This is a genomic window from Chloroflexota bacterium (assembly GCA_020161265.1).
Taxonomy (GTDB): domain Bacteria; phylum Chloroflexota; class Chloroflexia; order Chloroflexales; family Herpetosiphonaceae; genus Herpetosiphon.
This window is the reverse complement of the sequence record JAIUOC010000001.1, coordinates 434,014-450,736: the sequence shown is the minus strand read 5'-3', so window position 1 is coordinate 450,736 and position 16,723 is coordinate 434,014. Positions and strand designations below refer to the sequence as shown.

The 16,723-nt window shown below is 50.6% G+C and carries 16 protein-coding genes; 6 read left to right on the top strand and 10 right to left on the bottom strand.

Annotated features, from left to right (window positions below):
- Positions 1-133 precede the first annotated feature (133 nt).
- From LCH85_01520 to LCH85_01505, 4 genes are all read left to right on the top strand, one after another.
- Positions 134-484, top strand: a complete 351-nt coding sequence (locus LCH85_01520) for a GntR family transcriptional regulator (GenBank protein ID MCA0350650.1) — start codon at positions 134-136, stop codon at positions 482-484.
- On the top strand, positions 481-1,377 hold the full coding sequence (locus LCH85_01515) for an ABC transporter ATP-binding protein (GenBank protein ID MCA0350649.1): 897 nt from the start codon (positions 481-483) through the stop codon (positions 1,375-1,377). The genes LCH85_01520 and LCH85_01515 overlap by 4 nt, the downstream gene beginning before the upstream one ends.
- On the top strand, positions 1,374-2,051 hold the full coding sequence (locus tag LCH85_01510) for an ABC-2 transporter permease (protein ID MCA0350648.1): 678 nt from the start codon (positions 1,374-1,376) through the stop codon (positions 2,049-2,051). The genes LCH85_01515 and LCH85_01510 overlap by 4 nt, the downstream gene beginning before the upstream one ends.
- A gap of 145 nt (positions 2,052-2,196) precedes the next feature.
- Entirely contained in the window at positions 2,197-3,867 is a 1,671-nt protein-coding gene (locus LCH85_01505) for a VCBS repeat-containing protein (GenBank protein ID MCA0350647.1), read from the top strand.
- Positions 3,868-3,933: 66 nt separating this feature from the next.
- Here LCH85_01505 and LCH85_01500 read toward each other — a convergent pair whose 3' ends face one another.
- From LCH85_01500 to LCH85_01485, 4 genes are all read right to left on the bottom strand, one after another.
- Positions 3,934-6,180, bottom strand: coding sequence for a clostripain-related cysteine peptidase (locus tag LCH85_01500; GenBank protein ID MCA0350646.1), 2,247 nt, complete (start codon positions 6,178-6,180; stop codon positions 3,934-3,936).
- Positions 6,181-6,236: 56 nt separating this feature from the next.
- The gene (locus tag LCH85_01495; GenBank protein MCA0350645.1) at positions 6,237-6,428 is read right to left on the bottom strand and encodes a hypothetical protein; all 192 of its coding nucleotides are present in this window, start codon (positions 6,426-6,428) and stop codon (positions 6,237-6,239) included.
- A gap of 205 nt (positions 6,429-6,633) precedes the next feature.
- Positions 6,634-8,094, bottom strand: a complete 1,461-nt coding sequence (locus LCH85_01490) for a beta-lactamase family protein (protein MCA0350644.1) — start codon at positions 8,092-8,094, stop codon at positions 6,634-6,636.
- A gap of 56 nt (positions 8,095-8,150) precedes the next feature.
- Positions 8,151-8,372: a DUF4287 domain-containing protein gene (locus tag LCH85_01485; protein MCA0350643.1), complete on the bottom strand. Its 222-nt coding sequence runs from the start codon at positions 8,370-8,372 to the stop codon at positions 8,151-8,153.
- Between the two features lie 104 nt (positions 8,373-8,476).
- Here LCH85_01485 and LCH85_01480 point away from each other — a divergent pair, with 104 nt between their 5' ends.
- Together LCH85_01480 and LCH85_01475 are read left to right on the top strand one after the other, a co-directional pair.
- Complete coding sequence (locus tag LCH85_01480) at positions 8,477-9,439, top strand: YafY family transcriptional regulator (GenBank protein MCA0350642.1); 963 nt, start codon at positions 8,477-8,479, stop codon at positions 9,437-9,439.
- Positions 9,440-9,497: 58 nt separating this feature from the next.
- Positions 9,498-9,878 (top strand): VOC family protein, encoded by a 381-nt coding sequence (locus LCH85_01475; GenBank protein MCA0350641.1) that lies wholly within the window; start codon positions 9,498-9,500, stop codon positions 9,876-9,878.
- A gap of 176 nt (positions 9,879-10,054) precedes the next feature.
- On the opposite strand, the gene LCH85_01470 is transcribed toward LCH85_01475, so the two are convergent.
- The 6 genes from LCH85_01470 to LCH85_01445 all read right to left on the bottom strand — a co-directional run bounded on the left by LCH85_01470 (position 10,055) and on the right by LCH85_01445 (position 16,670).
- A complete protein-coding gene (locus LCH85_01470) occupies positions 10,055-10,969 on the bottom strand; it encodes an alpha/beta hydrolase (protein ID MCA0350640.1) in 915 nt (304 codons plus the stop codon).
- A gap of 45 nt (positions 10,970-11,014) precedes the next feature.
- A complete protein-coding gene (locus LCH85_01465; protein MCA0350639.1) occupies positions 11,015-11,851 on the bottom strand; it encodes a helix-turn-helix domain-containing protein in 837 nt (278 codons plus the stop codon).
- 178 nt (positions 11,852-12,029) lie between these two features.
- On the bottom strand, positions 12,030-12,971 hold the full coding sequence (locus LCH85_01460; GenBank protein ID MCA0350638.1) for a Crp/Fnr family transcriptional regulator: 942 nt from the start codon (positions 12,969-12,971) through the stop codon (positions 12,030-12,032).
- 81 nt (positions 12,972-13,052) lie between these two features.
- Positions 13,053-14,051: an ABC transporter ATP-binding protein gene (locus LCH85_01455; protein MCA0350637.1), complete on the bottom strand. Its 999-nt coding sequence runs from the start codon at positions 14,049-14,051 to the stop codon at positions 13,053-13,055.
- Positions 14,042-15,214, bottom strand: coding sequence for an iron ABC transporter permease (locus LCH85_01450; protein ID MCA0350636.1), 1,173 nt, complete (start codon positions 15,212-15,214; stop codon positions 14,042-14,044). The genes LCH85_01455 and LCH85_01450 overlap by 10 nt, the downstream gene beginning before the upstream one ends.
- Positions 15,215-15,362: 148 nt before the next feature.
- Positions 15,363-16,670 (bottom strand): ABC transporter substrate-binding protein, encoded by a 1,308-nt coding sequence (locus tag LCH85_01445; protein MCA0350635.1) that lies wholly within the window; start codon positions 16,668-16,670, stop codon positions 15,363-15,365.
- Positions 16,671-16,723: the final 53 nt, after the last annotated feature.

Below are 16,723 nucleotides of genomic sequence, written 5' to 3'. Positions count from 1 at the left end.
CTCCGTAGCGACGTTGCAAACAAGACTTTACTCGATTCAGCGAATTACGATTGACAAACATTGATGAACTGTATATACTCAGTATATGGATATACACAATGAATTTATCATCTCTCGCTCTGATGGGAGACCGATGTATCTCCAAATCATCGAGCAGATTAAGCTGCACATCAGCGTGGGCGATTGGCCACCAGGCATGGAACTTCCCTCCATGCGTGAACTGGCCGTTGGCTTATGTGTCAGTGTGATCACGGTTAAGCGTGCCTATTTTGAGCTTGAACGAGCGGGGATCATTGTGACCCAGCAGGGAAAGGGATCATTCGTTGCTGACATGTCAGCGGCAAGTCCACAGCTCTGGGCACAAGACTTAGCAACCCATCTTGCTCATGTCGTCCGACTCGGGGCACTGCTTGGGCTGACGCGTGAAGACCTCGTTGACCAATTGCGTGCTGCCGCGACCTACTTAGCAAAGGATCAGCTATGACCGATGTGGCCGTTCGATTCTCCAATGTGAGCAAACACTATCCCCACTTTTCGCTTGACCGCGTGAGTTTTACCCTCGCAACCGGCACCATCATGGGTTTTATTGGGGCAAACGGGGTCGGTAAATCAACAACGCTGCGGATTCTTATGGGCTTGATTCATCAGGATGCTGGTGAAGTTCAGGTACTGGGGCAGTCGATGCCCACCCATCAAGTTGCAACCAAATACGATATTGGCTTTGTATCAGACGATATGCGGCTCTATGGCGCAGCGACGATCGGCTGGCATATGGATTTTATTCGCTCAATCTATCCTGCTTGGGACCAAGTGTATGCCGAAAGCTTGCTCAAACGCTTTGATCTTACGGCGCAACACAAAATTAAAGGCCTCTCGCATGGCCAGCGGGTTAAGGCGACACTCCTGCTGGTACTGGCTCGTCATCCCCGACTCTTGGTGCTTGATGAGCCAACCACTGGACTCGACCCGATTGCCCGCCACGAGGTCTTAGGCGCACTGATGGAGGTGCTTGCCGATGCACAACGAACCGTGTTGTTTTCATCGCATAACACCCGCGATATTGAACAAGTCGCCGATCATATAACCTTCATCGACCAAGGACACATTATCGACTCTGATGATAAGGAAATGTACCTTGATCGTTGGCGGCGGCTTCGCGTGGAGGTGCCGTTAGATGTCCAACTACCGACACTGCCTGGAGTCGTTAAGACGGGCGGTAGTGGACGGCTGATGGTTTTGACCGCCAATCAGTATGCTCCGGGCATGGAAACCGCCTACATTCATGCTGGGGCAACAGTCCATGCCATTGATTCGATGACCCTCGAAGAAATTTTTCTGGCCAGTGTGCAAAGCCGACGGGAGGGCAAACACGTATGAACTACGCAGTTATTAAACGCCTGATTTACAAAGATTGGTATCTTAATCGCTTGACGATTTTGGGCTATCTTAGCGCAGGGGTGATCGCCATTGGCCTGATCGCTATGGGGAACGAGCGGGTGCTCTCAGCAGGGAACATCCTCCTGATCACGGTTGTCATTGCGCTCGGCATGCATGTGGTTATGAGTACCGTGATCGGCGAACGCACGACGCAGACATTACCGTTTCTGATCAGCCTGCCGATCTCGATCAAGGATTATACAACCGCGAAAATATTCGCGAATATCCTGATTTTCCTCGGCCCGTGGCTGACCCTGCTAATTGCTACTCTGGCGGTGATTCTCGGACGAGAGGCGCTGCCTGATGGCCTCGTCATCTATACCATCATCATCTTGACCGAGCTATTCGCCAGTTATTGCTTTGTTCTAGCAACTGCCTTGGTCAGCGAATCGCAGGGTTGGACGATTGGCGCGACACTGGTTGGCAATCTGTTCTTTCAAGCCTTTCTCTCCTACGTATCCCAGATTCCTGCCATTCAAGCGACCATGAATGTTGACGCTATTGCTTGGAACCAAACATCCATCCTGTTCCTGCTGGGCGAAGCGCTTGCCATTGTGCTGCTTTTAGGCGGAACCTACGTATTCCAAGCCAGAAAAAGCGATTTTATCTGGTGAGGGAGAAAGCGCACTATTGTCGAAATTCGGGTCAAACCTGCTGATTCGATTACGGTCTTAACCACAGAACAAGTTATGCTATACTGCAATTGTAGCCTCAGTGTAGAGAGGAACAAACCCCTGCATTTCGATTGATGGGAGATTTATGCAGACCACAACATTTTTTCGGCGTGCCGTGCTGGCTAGCATCGGTACAATTGTCGTGAGCAGTTGGTTGGTGGTTAACGCCAATAGTCAAGGCTTGCTTGTTCAAACATTGCCTAATCCAATTGATTTTCATCCAGTGGTGACCTATAGTTCACCAAGCCGCCCATGCGAATTGGGTCGTGGTGATTTCAATGGCGATGGTTTTGTTGATCTGGCGACAGCCAATCAGGCAAGTAGCGAAATTCAAATATTTTTAAATAATGGAGCTGGCGTTTTTCCAACGCGCACCCCTTATAGCGTTGCTACTCCTTGTGGCATCGATGTTGGCGATGTTGATGGTGACAAGGATTTAGATATTGTCGTGACCAAGCAAACTTCTAACCAGCTGGGGGTATTGCTGGGCAACGGCGATGGCACGTTCCAAATTGCCCAATCTTTTAGCACTGGTTCACGCCCGACCGATGTAATCTTGCGTGATCTGAATCAAGATACTGAACTTGATGCGGTTGTAACCAACCAAGATAGTCAAGGGGTTAGTATTTTGTTGGGCAATGGCAATGGAACCTTTGCTAATCAAACGATCTACACGGTTCAGGCTTCGCCAACGCTTGAGGCAGTTGGTGATTTAACTGGCGATGGGTATCCTGATGTGGTTGTGGCCAATGCTGGTAGCGATAGTGTCAGCGTGTTGATTAATAACGCGAACGGCACATTTAGCCCAACAGTTAATTATGGGGTTGGCAATGTTCCCCATAGCGCTGGCATTGGCGATATCGATGGTGATAGCGATAACGATATTATCGCGGTTAACCGTTTAGAACAAAGCATGACCCGCTTGATCAATAATGGGACTGGCAGCTTTACGCCACTTGCTCCAACGATTTTCTTGCAAGGCCCAGGCGATATCGAAATAACCGATCTTGATGCTGATGGCACGCTGGATATTTTGGCAACCAATACGATTAATGATGTTGATCCTGGTACGGTCAGTATTTATTTTGGTTTAGGCAATGCCAATTTTACTAGCCCGCAACTGGTTACCTCAGGTGTGCACCCAACGTCGTTAATCTATGCCGATTTGAATAACGATGGCTTAGTAGATATTGCTACCTCAAACTTTTATGGCAATAGTATCAGCGTTTTGTTACGGCGGGTTCCCGCTGCAACAAGCACACCAACCGTAACCTCGACGGCCACGAGCACACCAACCGCAACACCAACCAATACCCCGACGGCCACGCCAACGATCCAACCAAGCGTGACCCCCGTTGCTGGTAGTTCAACGACCTTTTTGCCGCTGGTAACCGATAGTCGCCCAATCTTCCCAATTGTGATTAATGCGGTGGCTCAACCGTTGATTCCAATCACGCAGCAGGGTCAAATTTATTACACAACGACATTAACAATCAATAGTCCATTGCCGACAACTGGGCGTTTCTATCTTTCATCGCGTACTGATGCCGTGGCAGAAGTTCGGGTTGATGATCAAATGACGGTTTGGGCGGATAATGCAGTATTGTATGAAACGACCTTGACCATCCCCCAAGTTGTTGAAATTCCGCGCAGCGAGTTAGAATCATGGCTTGATCAAGAGCTAACCATCACCTTCCGCGATGTAGCTGGCTCGGTTTATGGCAATAGTGCAGTTTGGTTGATTTGGGTTCCTTAGATTAACCACCTCGCTAAAACAAAGAAGGGCGCTGGTGCGAAACCAGCGCCCTTGTGATTTAAGGGTTTACTCGACAATCAAGGTTTCATAGGCTGAGTAGACGTTACCATCAAAATCTTCAGCGAAGAAGCCAACGAGGTAATTCCCAGCAGGAGCTGGTTCAAGCTCCCAAGTAAAGTTATCATCGCCAAATACAAAGGTTTCGCCTTCGTAATTGACAAATTCACTCTCGCCAGTTTGTTGTGATTCTTCAAGCCAGGTATCGAGCACGACAAATTTATCGCCACGCTTGGGGTTGATTTCGCGCAACGAACCAGTATCTTCCTTGCCAGTATACCCGAGCACCTGCACCAACTCGCCATTGCTAAACAACAACAATGCTCGGCGAGTCTTTTTGCCTTTGGCCGTGGTGTACAAGCCTTCGACCGTGTAGGTGGCATCTTCCGGCGATGCACCATAATCTTCGGGGCTGAACAAGGCTAGGCTTGCAGTGGTTTCGTTGTGCATGGCAAAAACTTGGGTATCCCACTCGAACTCAATATCAATCGTCGAGGCCTCGCCCCAATCGGGATAAAAGACCCCGCCAATTTCGCGGGTTTGTTCAGCATCAAGGTAGTCCATATCCAAAACTTGAATTGAATCGGATTCTTGATCGTAGTAGCCGATGAAAATATAAACAAAGGCAATATTATCGCCAGTGATGCTGCTGGTGAGCACAACAGGCTGATCGAGGCTGGCGGTTGTGCTTGAAAGTTCAATCGCGGCAACCGTAATTGGCTCGGAGCCAGGTGCCTCAACCTCGGTCACATCAATTGGCTCTGGCGTTGGGGTTGGTTGACGTTCGACAGTTGCGGTTGGTTGCTCGATGGTGGTTGGCAATGGCTTTTTGGCGTATTGGAAGGCCAAAAATTCATCCCATAGCGAATCGTTGACGAAATTTACGGCAACCGTGTTATAGGATTTGTAGCCAGCATCGGCACTGGTATACAGTTTGGAATTGGGAAAGTGGATCGAGATGCCCGTTGCCCCAGCCTTTTCATCGCCATGTTTCTCTTCGATCAAACTACGATCGATCGCTGCAATCAGGTCATCAGCGGCTTTGTTGACGCTTGGCACATTGACTTTTTGCTTGAGCAATTGGGCAAAATGCCCAAGATCAATGTAGGGTTTGGGTTGATCGCTATCAAACACGCTCTCAAAGGCTTGGGTATAGCGTCGTGCTGCGGCAATATCTTTGCGCTCAGCCTCGGCCAAAGTAATTACCAAGCGATCAAGTGCATCGATCACCGCAGGCAATTTGCCCAAATCGATTGCTGTCAGGGTGATCGCCTTGCGCTCCTGCTCTAAAACTTCTTCGGCAGAAACATCGCCCTCAAAATCGTAGGTGCGCGAAACGTATTTGGCGCGGGCATCATCATCGAGAATTTGCTGATCTTGCTCGATATAACTATCGACAATTGCCCGCGAAAGCTCAGCGCCATCGATTTCAGGGCTATCGGTTAATCGCCCTAAAATTGCAGCATAAGCCCAGCCCAGCGATGGCTCGACTTCTTGTGAGGCCACAGCATAGCGAGCATATGGGGCGATCGCACTATAGACCTCAACATGGCTCATCAAGCAGGCATCAAAGCCGATTAACTCGAATTCGCCAATATTGGTTTCAGCGATGATATGTTCGAGCGCTTCGCTCATCTCCATCAGAAAGAGCATATCGCCAAAGCTCTCGGCTAGCGGAATATCGTGACGGCCTAGGGTCGAAGGGTCAGGGTCGCTCCAGCCGCCGGGCCAGCCAGCCCCATGATCAGACATAATTAACACATATTTGTCCGAGGGATAGGTTTTGGCGGCCCAGGTAACGAAATCGGTCAAGGTATCGGCATCGGCCATATTAACTTCGCCAAGATCGGCGAGTTCCTTAGAGTTCATTTGCTCAAGGTTGTCGTCTTGTTCGATGTAAAAGCGTTTGGTGCTCGTCCAATCGCCATCGCCATCGAAGCCGCCATCGTAGCGATCGACTTGAGCTACTACCCGCACCCGATCGGTTGAGCCAACCAATTCAGCCTCGTTGATGTCGTTGAGCATATCTTCTTCAAGTATCTCATCGTCGGCATCGGAGTACAGCATAATCAGCCAAGTCTGATCGTCGCGGCCAGCGGGGGTGCGAGTTGGGGCGGCGGGCGTAGCTTGGCCAGCAATCGGAGTGCGTTTTGCCACCGGAGTTGGTTCGGAGAGATCGGCACAAGCGGCTAAGAGCAAGAGTAAAATGAGGCTAAAACGAGTTAAACGCCAACGTCGCGGCGCAATCTGCTGCATACAACACTCCTACAAAGTGCAAAAATCGACTACATTACATAACATGAGGTCAACGATTACTCATCGTCGTTGCCACTAGGACGGCGGCGTTTGCGCAAGGTAATATGTTCATCGGCCTCTTTGGCTGGGCGACGATCACGCGGCTCGTTCGCTTGGTCAAGTTGATCATCTGAGGCATTGGTATGGGCGTTTTTCAACGTTTCTTCGGCAACTTCACGAACTTTTTTGGCAATGTCTTCAGGCTTCATCAAAGCACTCCTTCTAATAAGTGATTGCCTACTACATAGAGCATCGTGGAGCAGATTTATTGCAGTTGGGGTTATGATGAATTATACATCGCTTGTTGCAAAAACGCTGATAACGATTAAAAACTCATACCATCAATAGATCATACGTAGTTAGAGATATTATCTAGATACTTGAATCAATTATTCGGAGCAAATTTGCAAATTCTTAGCCATATTGCCGCGCAGTCATGACGAGTGGGGTCGTGGAATCCAATGATACATTGCCATAGAGGGTGATCAGCAGTTCAGTTTCGACGACTACGAGCACGAACGTGTAGACGAAGGGGGTTGCTGGCAAGCGAATGACGATGGTCAATGTATCAGCATCCGTCCATGCGCCGCTGGCCGCCGTTGGGGTGTGGTCAAACCATTGCTGTTGAAATAGAGCGGTTGCCCCAGCTTGCCATGTGCCAGCGCCCCATGGAATCTGTTCTTGATTAGTTGATGTTTGGGCAATGAGGGTTCCACCAACAGCCGTCGTATGTACCTGAAGGGTCGTGATCCCCAAAGGATTCGGCTCAACCACATAGCGCTGACCTTCAATTGCTGCCATGGCTGACATTTGGGCTGATCCGACTATTGGTGAATACTGGCGATCTGCAAGGTACTGGGTGAGCGCATAATTTGCCGCTGGATCAGCCGCCAGCGGTTGATCGTCTATCGCAGGAAGCAGCAGATCCCAAAGGAGATCGAGTGGGCGTTGCATCTCGAAGACATCAATGCCCCCCGTGATTGCGATCACCATTGCCTGATCGGGCATGACAATGCAATATTGACCAAAAACGCCATCGCCACGGTAGGCTCCATGGCGACAGCGCCAGAATTGATAGCCATAACCTTGATTCCAGTCGGAATCTGGATCGCTGCCATTCGCGATCTGAGTCTGGGTTGCTGCTGTGACCCATGCGGCGGGAAGAAGAGTCGCACCCTGCCATTGCCCATGTTGGAGATAGAGTTGACCGAATCGTGCAATTGCCTCGGTGGTCAGACTCAGGCCAACACCACCCAGCGCAATTCCTTGGGGTGATTGTTGCCAATGGACTGGCTCGATGCCGAGTGGCGCAAATAGGCGTGGCGTAAGATAGGCGGTGAGGGTCAGCCCCGTTATTCGTTGGAGAATAGCCGCCAGCATGTAGGAGGCTCCCGTATTATAGACAAAGTGGGTTCCTGGCATTGTTACAATCGACTCAGCAAGGAAGGCCTGAATCCAATTGCCATCTGCTCGACTAACCATCGCTGGCCATGGATCGGCGGCATGCCCCGTGGCCATGGTCAACAGGTGTTTAACCTGCATTGCAGCCAATCGATCACTGATGATGGCTGGTAGGTCAGCAGGAAAGAAGGAGCTAACAAAGTCGTCAAGCGTCAGCAGCCTGTCGGCGATGGCTAGCCCAATCGCGGTTGCGGTGACACTTTTACTCACTGAGAAGACGAGGTGCGGTTGCTCTGGAGCATAGGGTTGCCACCATGCCTCGGCGATGACATGCCCGTGACGCAGGATCATAACGCTATGGATTTCATGGATTTGAGTATCCAAGGCCGTGATCCAGCGCTGAATGGCGGTTGATGCAATGCCATGAGCTTCTGGCGTTGCCCGTGGCAAGAGCTTGGTAGCGGCTAGCTCCATGGTGGCGATCTCCTGGGTGAGTGGGTATCAGCTGAGTCGATCTGGCCTCATTAGGATTACGCGCTCGGTTCCTTTTGAGCGCGATACCAGGCAACGAGCGCGTTGGCATGACCATGGCCGAGGTTATGATCGGTTTTCAGTGCGGCGACCATTTGCATATGGGTCTTGGCTTGCATTCCATCGAGGATGGTCATCCAATGATCAATCGGATAGCCATAGGTTTTTTCGATCGATGGGAAATACGATGCTGGGCCTTTGGATGATGATTCCTTTGCCATAGCTGTCCTTTCAATTAGTATCTCGTTTGGTTATTGCAGTATAGCACTTGGCGGAATATCCTATCGATACCCATCGTTTGAAGATTGTCCTAGAAAGGTATGTTATGAATCGTGTGGATCGGCTGCTTGCAATCGTGCTTGAGTTACAGGCCCATCAACGGCGACGGGCTGCTGATCTCGCTGCGACCTTTGAAATCAGCGTGCGCACAGTGTATCGCGATATTTTGGCGCTATGTGAGGCGGGCGTGCCGATTATCAGTATGCCAGGCCATGGCTATTCTCTCGTCGAAGGTTATTTTTTACCCCCGCTCCAACTTACGCCTGCCGAAGCCTTGCTGATTGTGCAAGGGCTGAATGCGCTTGGTCACTTGTATGATCCTGCCTATGCCACTGCTGCCCGAACGGCAGCCGCCAAGATGCTGACGATTCTGCCACCACCGTTACGCCTCCATGTAACCACGATGCAGCGGGGTATGGCGATTGTCGCGGCCCGTGATACCGCTATTCAGCAAGGGTATCTGACGGCGCTACGGGAAGCGATTGCCGCCCAACAATCACTACGGATTACCTATCACGGGCGCACCACCCCTTTTGCGGCGGCAGATCGCACGACTCGTATGATTGATCCCTACCAACTAACCTGTGTTCGCACTGTCTGGTATCTTCAAGCCTTTTGTCATCTCCGACGAGCGATCCGCAATTTTCGGGTCGAACGCATAATCGACATCATGGTGCTAGAGCGCACCTTTGAACCGACCAACAAACCATCCATCCCGCAGGATGCTACACAACTCGAGCAGCCAATCAGCGTCCAGATTCTGTTTGCAGCGCATGTTGCTGCATGGGTCATGGAAGATTTACCCTTCTTTGTGGTCAGCACAACCGACCAGTCAGATGGGCTGCTAGCAACGCTGCATGTCCGTGCGATCGATGATGTGGTTCAGTGGGTGTTGAGTTGGGGGCGATTTGCTCGCGTGTTACAACCCATTTCCCTACAAGTGCTGCTGCGTGATCAGGGTGACGCGATCCGCGCTATCTATGATTCGCCCGAAACGCTGCTGCCATAGGGGTGTCACTGTGAGGTGTTAGGCTGATGCTATCTCATTTATTAGAGGAGCATCTTCAATGGTAGAGCTAAACTGGTTTGAAATTCCTGCCACCAACTTCGCCCGTGCAGTCGCCTTTTACAACAGCGTGCTCAATACAACGCTGCGCGAAGAAGTCTTCATGGATATTCCTAATGCGATCTTTATGACCGCCGATGGCCGGGGAATTGGCTCGGTTGTCCAAGCGGCAACGGCGATACCATCGCGTGATGGGGTTTTGATCTATTTGGATGCGACAGGTCGGCTCGATGCTGCGCTGGCACTAGTTACAGATAATGGGGGGCAGGTGGTGATGCCGCGCATGGCAATTGGCCCACAAGGCTGGATGGCGATCATCGCTGATAGTGAGGGAAATCATATCGGGTTGCATGAACGAATGCCAGTTGCTAATCCTGTGTAGGAAACGGCGTATCCGCTGCATACTGCCCATACTGAGGCCATACGAGTAGCTGGCCTTAATCGACGTAAATAGCCCGATGGTTGAGGTCGGAAGGGAATTGCAAGGAGGAATGGACTTAGCAGTCATCCTCCTTGCATTGATTAGACTGCCTCGTTGTGCTCTGGGCCTGCGATCGCCTATGGGTTAAAGAATGACACCAGTTTTTGATTTACGATCGCCTGTTGGGCCAAAAGCAGATCATGCCCTGCTTGAGAGATGATCTCGGTTTGGATGTTGGGGGCGACATGCGTTAGCCGTTGGATGGCCGCCTGAGCTGAATATAAGACCTCGTTTTCACCAACCACAACATAAGTCGGGATGGTGAGCTGTTGTAATTCGTGATCCTCCATGGCCGTGAGGGTTGGTAATTGTTTGTACTGCGGTGGCACAAAACAGCGCTTGCAGACCATCGTCTCATCCACCATGGCTTCGAGCATCGCCGGCGCTTGGCGGGCAAGATCTGCGCAACACCAGCGAAAAAAGCGGCGTTGCATCCAGCGAAACGGGATGATACTCGTGAGGATTACCCGCCGTAGGTAGGCCTGCCGAAATGGCAAGATGGTGCCTGCTGGAGCAATCAGCGCCATTTTGGCGAGTCGCTGTTGGGCATGGAGGGCGTACTGGCTCGCCAGCCACCCACCAAATGATGCACCCATGAGATGGATTCCCGTTGTAAGTTGAAGGCCATCAAATAGTTGATCGAGCCAAGTTGTTGCATCGGCGGCATTGGCAATCGGGCGCGTGTCAATGCTGCGTCCAAGACAACGACAACCGGTATTGATCACGCTGTCAATTGCATAGGTTCGGTGGTGTTGGACTAATGGTACGATCGTGAATGTCCACATGAGCGAGCACGTTCCAGCACCAGGCAGGAGCACCAAGGGTGGTGCATCGGCGGGGCCACTGATCCGAACGAAGGTCTTGCCATAGGTAGTTTCCACCATCGTGGTTTCCGCCGGGACAGGCCAGCGTTGGGCAGCCTGATCATACAGCGCATGATATTCGGTTTGTGCTGCTGCCGACCGAAATGGATGATATAGCGAAGAAGCCATATGACCTCCAAAGAATCGAAGATGCGGGTTTGTCGTGCTCACCAATTACTGAGCTACAACCGGAAATTGGATTTCGACAGTCACAGCGCCTGTGTCAGGTGAACCATAATACATTTCCCGTGGAGGGCCATGCATTGTATAGTTCTGCGTACTGATCCACTGCCCAAGGGTCATATAGGCATCTTTTAATCCTCCTGCATGCGCCACCGGATTAGCGACCGCCACCGTGGCAATATGCGAATGGGCTTCAAGTTGGCGCAGCTCAATCGGCGCGGGCGGGCGCACCTGGGTTGGGTGAGGGATTGCTGGAAGGATGAATCCGCATTCAGTATCAATCTGCTCAAGCTGATACCCCTCATCGTGATGGATTGCGATCGGAACTCCGATTGGGATTCGCTGTGTGTGAAGCCATGCGGCAACTGTCTGAAACCACCCTTGCCAATACTCGGCAATCTGGGCAATGCTTGGAACAATTGCCCGAATGCTTGCCACCATGGCCATGTCAACCGATTTCAGCTTAATCGCATAGGTAGGCAGGCGTTGCTTCGCTTCAACCGCATGAATATGGGCAAGAATACGCAGACGACGCTGTTCAGCTGCTGCAATCGTCTGCTCTGTGGCTATGAGTTGCTGCTGCAACAGGGCTTGAAGTTGCTCATGACTTGGATTTCCTTCGCGAATCTGGGCGATCTCTTCTAACGAAAAGCCTAAATCCTTTAACATCAAAATCTGATTGACCGACGGCAATTGTTCTGCTGTGTAAAACCGATAGCCCGTCGTTGGGTCGATGAATGCAGGTTTGAGCAAACCAACCGCATCATAATGACGTAGGGTTTCGATTGTGATATGCGCGATGCGCGAGAATTCACCAATTCGTAACATAGGGTTGTTATACTCCCTCGGGTAACCCGAGAGTCAAGCAGAATTTGAGGATACGAGCGATCATCAATCCCGAGATTTGTTCAGAGTCGCTACGCTGCAAAGGGACAAGCCTCTTTGCAGCGTAGTGCTTGCAAGGAGGCTTGTCGGGTTTTCAGATACAAATTAAGCATATCGCCGATTAAGTAAAGGGATGGGTGTGATGATATTGGGGCACTATTGGGAGCCAAAAACGTTCATTACTGCCGCTGAAGTGGCTATCAAGCATACTTCGTGTGCGCAAATCGCGGATAATCCGTGAGATCGTTGCGCGGGTTGAGCCAACCGCCGAGGCTAGTTGTTCATGGGTAATTCGCACGTCAATCAATAAGCCATGGTTGTGCTGTTTACCAAATTGCTCGGCCAACAAATTCAAAATGCCTAAAACTCGTTGATCAAGGTAAGGATGGGCTTGGCACGAAGCCCATGCTTCCATCAGTTGTAGCCGCATGCGTAATCGTTCGATCAACAAAGGTTCATTCACTACCCGTTGCCACGGCAAGAGTTGGGCGCTGATCGGGGTATGCGCTTGCAGATAGATCGCACAGCCATCGTGTGGATGGCCACAGACTAATTGGTTTGGCCCGAACAAACCTAGGAGCACGTTCGAGCCATCAGGATGATTGACTTGCAGACTCAAAATTCCAGTTTCAATCAATAAGGCTTGATTGGCTTGTAAATGCACCATTGCCCCACGGGGATACTGCTGCTCTCGACCGCGGGTAGTTTGCTGATGAAGTTGGCTGACGTGCAGCGCATTTAAGTTTTGGATGATTTGGCTAGTGCTTGCGTCGTTAGTAATCACATGACGAGCGCCAGCTTCATAGGCCTTCAAGGTTAAATGCGGATAGTTACTCTGATTCCAGCCCCACCATAGTGGCTCTTGACCGCTCAAGGTTTCGATGAGCTGCGCTAATTCATACTCATTGGTAAAACAGCCGATCAAGAGGCTTTGATCAGTGATATGTGCTTGTTTGATTAGTTGCTCAAGCCGCAACAAACTTAACCGATATCCAGCATCCAGCAATTGGCCAAGTAGGGTTTGATCGGGTAGATCGCTGCTGATGAGAAGCACTTTCAGCATAGGTTTGGTTACTCTTCACTAATTATTGATACAATATATCAAATAATGACTACTTGTCAAAATAGTTTTCGTGATGAGTAGTTAAATGTGGCCTAAATAAGCCAACACTTGGCCAATGTTGGCACATGGCTGGTGTTCAACTTGCCAGCAATCGTTTTCAAGCTGCTGAATATGTGGGCAATCAGCCTGTTTTGCATTCAGCACGTGATAGCCTGCTCGTTCTAAGGCATGCTGCATCCATTGGCCATGCAAGCCGTTGGCACTCAGCTGAACCTGGCCAATTGGCTGGGTTTGGGCGCGAAAGCCGCCGCGTTGTTGATCAAATTGCAATTGGCTTTTGCGGAAGGTTTGGGCCAACCGACCATCTAAAATCAAATCCTCAGGTGTCCCACATTCTATGCTGCCATCATCGAAAACCAGCCACAACCGATCAGCGCTGCCAATCGCCAAATCAAGATCGTGAGTAGACATAACCACGGATAAGCCGGTTTCGTGGGCTAGTTTGCGCAACAAACTGGTAATTTCGACCCGCCGAGGCAAATCGAGAAAAGCGGTTGGCTCATCGAGAATCATCACGGCTGGCTCTTGGGCCAAGGCGCGGGCAATCATAATCCGTTGGCGCTCACCATCGCTCATTTCGTTGAGCAAACGTTGGGCCAAATCATCAGAGTTGGTTGCATGTAAAGCCCAGCGAACTACCTGATGATCGTGTTGGTTGAGGCTGCCAAACAAGTTGGTATAGGGCATGCGCCCAAGGCTTACTAGTTCGTAGCCAGTCAAATTGCTGACTTGCAACCGATCAGTCAGTACGACGCTCAGTTGTTTGGCTAATTGGGCCTTGCTCAGGTGCTGTAGCGGTTGTTGATTGATTGTAATGCTGCCGCTGATTGGCGCTTGCATGTGGGTTAGGGTACGAATTAATGTCGATTTGCCTGCACCATTCGCTCCGAGCAAACACACGAATTCGCCCTTGGCAAGGCTTAAATTGAGGTTTTGCAAAACGCTACGGCTTTGACCACGGCGTTGGTGGTAGCCAACACTCAAGTTGTCGGTTGCTAAAACTGGCTGGTTCACATCCATGCTCCCCGTTTCATGCGCAATAATACCCACGCGGCAACTGGTGCGCCAAACAGCGAGGTTGCTGCGTCAATTGGTAGTTGCAGTGAGCTGCTCGGCACTTCGGCCAAAATTCCGCAAGCAAGGGCAAATGGAATTCCGGTGAGGATGGTTGCAGGCACGAGCACCCGATGATCTGAGGTTTTGAATAAACCACGAGCAAGGTGTGGGATTGCGATACCCACAAAGCCGATTGGCCCAGCGTAGGCGACGACTGTGCCAGCCATAATTGAAGCACTGCCCATAATAATCCAGCGGGCACGCTGTACATTGATGCCTGAGCTTTGGGCATAATGCTCGCCAAGCAACAGCGCATTGAGGTGTTTGGTGGTCAGGCCGGCAATTAAGGCTCCGATCAGGGTTACCGGCACAAAATAGCGTAATTCGCCCCAACGTACCCGCGTAAAACTGCCAAGTTGCCATTCGACAAAGGCGCGGGTTTGGCTTTCGTTGGCAAAGAAAATTAACACGGTCACCAATGCATAGGTCATCGCACTCAGAATCACGCCTAGCAATAAGATGATCGTCATATCGCGTACTCGACTTGCAACCACCAGCATAATGCCTAGTACACTCAAGCCACCCACAATCGCGCTACCAACTGTGCCTAAATTGCCGAAAACATTGCTGCCCAGCGCGGCAAAACTAATGCCAGTCGAAGGAGCCAGCAGAATAACCAAAGCCACACCAAGGCTTGCACCTGATGAAACGCCTAAGGTAAACGGCTCGGCCAAGGGATTTCGAAAGACGGTTTGCAGTTGCAAGCCTGCCAAGCCAAGCGCCATGCCAACCAAGATCGCGGTAATAATGCGTGGCAAACGAATATCAACAATGATTGTGTGCCACGCTGGCTGAGCAGTTGGCCGCCCAAGCAGAATATCGGCCACGCTGCTCAGCGGAATATCGACCGACGACCAGGTGAGCGAAAGCAGCACCCCGACTATGCTGAGCGCAATTAACAGCCCGAATAGCCAGATATTGCGTCGCTTTGAGCTTGGCTGCCAGCGGCTAGCTGCTTGTGACTGAGTTTGCAAAGCTGCAATATGGTTGGCAAAACGACTTTTTGGCGGTGACGCTTCTGCTGGTTTTGGCTCAGGCTGGGCTAATCTGAGTTGTTGCTTTTGCATTGCTTGGAACTTTCGCTTGAATCTAGCTCTATTTCGAAATTCATGCTCTCACCCTAACCTCTCGCCCACTGCGGCGAGCGAGAGGGAGTCCCTTCGGTTCATCATGGCGAGTTTTCTCCTCGCTCGGCGGGAAGAATGAACACATACGTTACTCGCCAAGAATCCGTTTGAGAAAGACTAATTCGTGATCGAGTAAAAGCTCAGGGTGCAATATACTGACTGCATCAGCAAGCAGTTGATCAACATAGACCGCACCATTGCTAAAGTAATCCTCGGCACGACCAAAACGATGGAAACTATTACCCTTTTGTAAGGCGCTAAAGCTGGCGTTTAATGGATTCGTGGCAATAAATTCGCTGGCAGTATTGTCGCTGGGAACATAAACCAAGTTGAACCAGAAATCAGCATTTGCTCCAATTTCAATTGCTTTTTCGAGATCGATACTGCTGCTAAAGCCAGTGCTACCGCCGCCAAGATTCAATTCGGTATCAGTCAACACTAATTCGCCGCCTGCGTCACGCATCAACACTGATTCTAACCGATCAAGGTTGCGTGTGCCAAAGCGACCATCTTGGGTCACGTTACCAATGAGCACTCTTGGTTTGTTGGTTGCTGCTTGAGCTTTTTCGCGTAATGCTAAATATTCACGCTCGATCGGCGTAAAAATCGCATCAGCTTTGGCTTCGAGGTTGTAGAACAACGCTAAGAATTTGATTTGCTCAGCCGAGCCAAGCGGCGATTCGGAGAATGGTGAGTAGTGTAGTGCTGGAATACCTACTTGGCGAGCGTTGGTCATCCATTCGCGGCCATTGGTGTTGAGGTAGATATCGGGCTTGCCAGCAGCGATTAATTCAAGATCTTCACCATAGCTGGCTTCTTTGATCACACTAGCTTTGGCAACTTGGGCTGCAATCGAAGGCAGATACTCGTTGGCACTCCCAGTCATTGAGCCAACCACACCGCTCAAGCTATCGACCACACCCAAGGCATCCATAGCGGCAAAGGTGCTGCTACCACCTTCCCACACTCGGGTAATTGGGATGGTTACGACCATGGCGTTGGCTAAATCGCCTTCAAGTACGGGCGCTGGTGTACCACACTGCACCAAGATATAGCGATCAAAATCGGTTTTAACTGGGTCAGTATCGAGATCAACCGTGACAACTTTGTAATGCTTGGCATACTCAACCGTCCACTCTTTGGCATAGCTTGGGCTAGTTTTGGCGCTAAAGTAATCGGTTGCGCTATCGTAATTGCTAACACACATACTTGTATCAGGTGCGTTGGTCGCTGGGGTTGTCGCTGCTGGCAATGCACTCGCTTCGGCCACAACGGTTGGTGTGCTACTAACAGGCGCAGCAGGGCTAGTTGGATTTGTGGTTGGTGTAGTTTGAGTGCCACAGGCGCTAATCAAGCCTGCTACCACAAATAAGGCGATCATTCGCTGCTTAAACATTGGTTTCCTCGCAAAATTTATACTACAACGGCAATACGTGTAGCATGCTGGGG

What these genes read in the sequence shown, in the direction of transcription:
- LCH85_01450 (MCA0350636.1), bottom strand. Translation starts at nt 15,214, where the DNA reads ATGCAAAAGCAACAACTCAGATTAGCCCAGCCTGAGCCAAAACCAGCA.
- LCH85_01510 (MCA0350648.1), top strand. Translation starts at nt 1,374, where the DNA reads ATGAACTACGCAGTTATTAAACGCCTGATTTACAAAGATTGGTATCTT.
- LCH85_01505 (MCA0350647.1), top strand. Translation starts at nt 2,197, where the DNA reads ATGCAGACCACAACATTTTTTCGGCGTGCCGTGCTGGCTAGCATCGGT.
- LCH85_01470 (MCA0350640.1), bottom strand. Translation starts at nt 10,969, where the DNA reads ATGGCTTCTTCGCTATATCATCCATTTCGGTCGGCAGCAGCACAAACC.
- LCH85_01475 (MCA0350641.1), top strand. Translation starts at nt 9,498, where the DNA reads ATGGTAGAGCTAAACTGGTTTGAAATTCCTGCCACCAACTTCGCCCGT.
- LCH85_01445 (MCA0350635.1), bottom strand. Translation starts at nt 16,670, where the DNA reads ATGTTTAAGCAGCGAATGATCGCCTTATTTGTGGTAGCAGGCTTGATT.
- LCH85_01455 (MCA0350637.1), bottom strand. Translation starts at nt 14,051, where the DNA reads ATGGATGTGAACCAGCCAGTTTTAGCAACCGACAACTTGAGTGTTGGC.
- LCH85_01460 (MCA0350638.1), bottom strand. Translation starts at nt 12,971, where the DNA reads ATGCTGAAAGTGCTTCTCATCAGCAGCGATCTACCCGATCAAACCCTA.
- LCH85_01500 (MCA0350646.1), bottom strand. Translation starts at nt 6,180, where the DNA reads ATGCAGCAGATTGCGCCGCGACGTTGGCGTTTAACTCGTTTTAGCCTC.
- LCH85_01485 (MCA0350643.1), bottom strand. Translation starts at nt 8,372, where the DNA reads ATGGCAAAGGAATCATCATCCAAAGGCCCAGCATCGTATTTCCCATCG.
- LCH85_01515 (MCA0350649.1), top strand. Translation starts at nt 481, where the DNA reads ATGACCGATGTGGCCGTTCGATTCTCCAATGTGAGCAAACACTATCCC.
- LCH85_01480 (MCA0350642.1), top strand. Translation starts at nt 8,477, where the DNA reads ATGAATCGTGTGGATCGGCTGCTTGCAATCGTGCTTGAGTTACAGGCC.
- LCH85_01495 (MCA0350645.1), bottom strand. Translation starts at nt 6,428, where the DNA reads ATGAAGCCTGAAGACATTGCCAAAAAAGTTCGTGAAGTTGCCGAAGAA.
- LCH85_01490 (MCA0350644.1), bottom strand. Translation starts at nt 8,094, where the DNA reads ATGGAGCTAGCCGCTACCAAGCTCTTGCCACGGGCAACGCCAGAAGCT.
- LCH85_01520 (MCA0350650.1), top strand. Translation starts at nt 134, where the DNA reads ATGTATCTCCAAATCATCGAGCAGATTAAGCTGCACATCAGCGTGGGC.
- LCH85_01465 (MCA0350639.1), bottom strand. Translation starts at nt 11,851, where the DNA reads ATGTTACGAATTGGTGAATTCTCGCGCATCGCGCATATCACAATCGAA.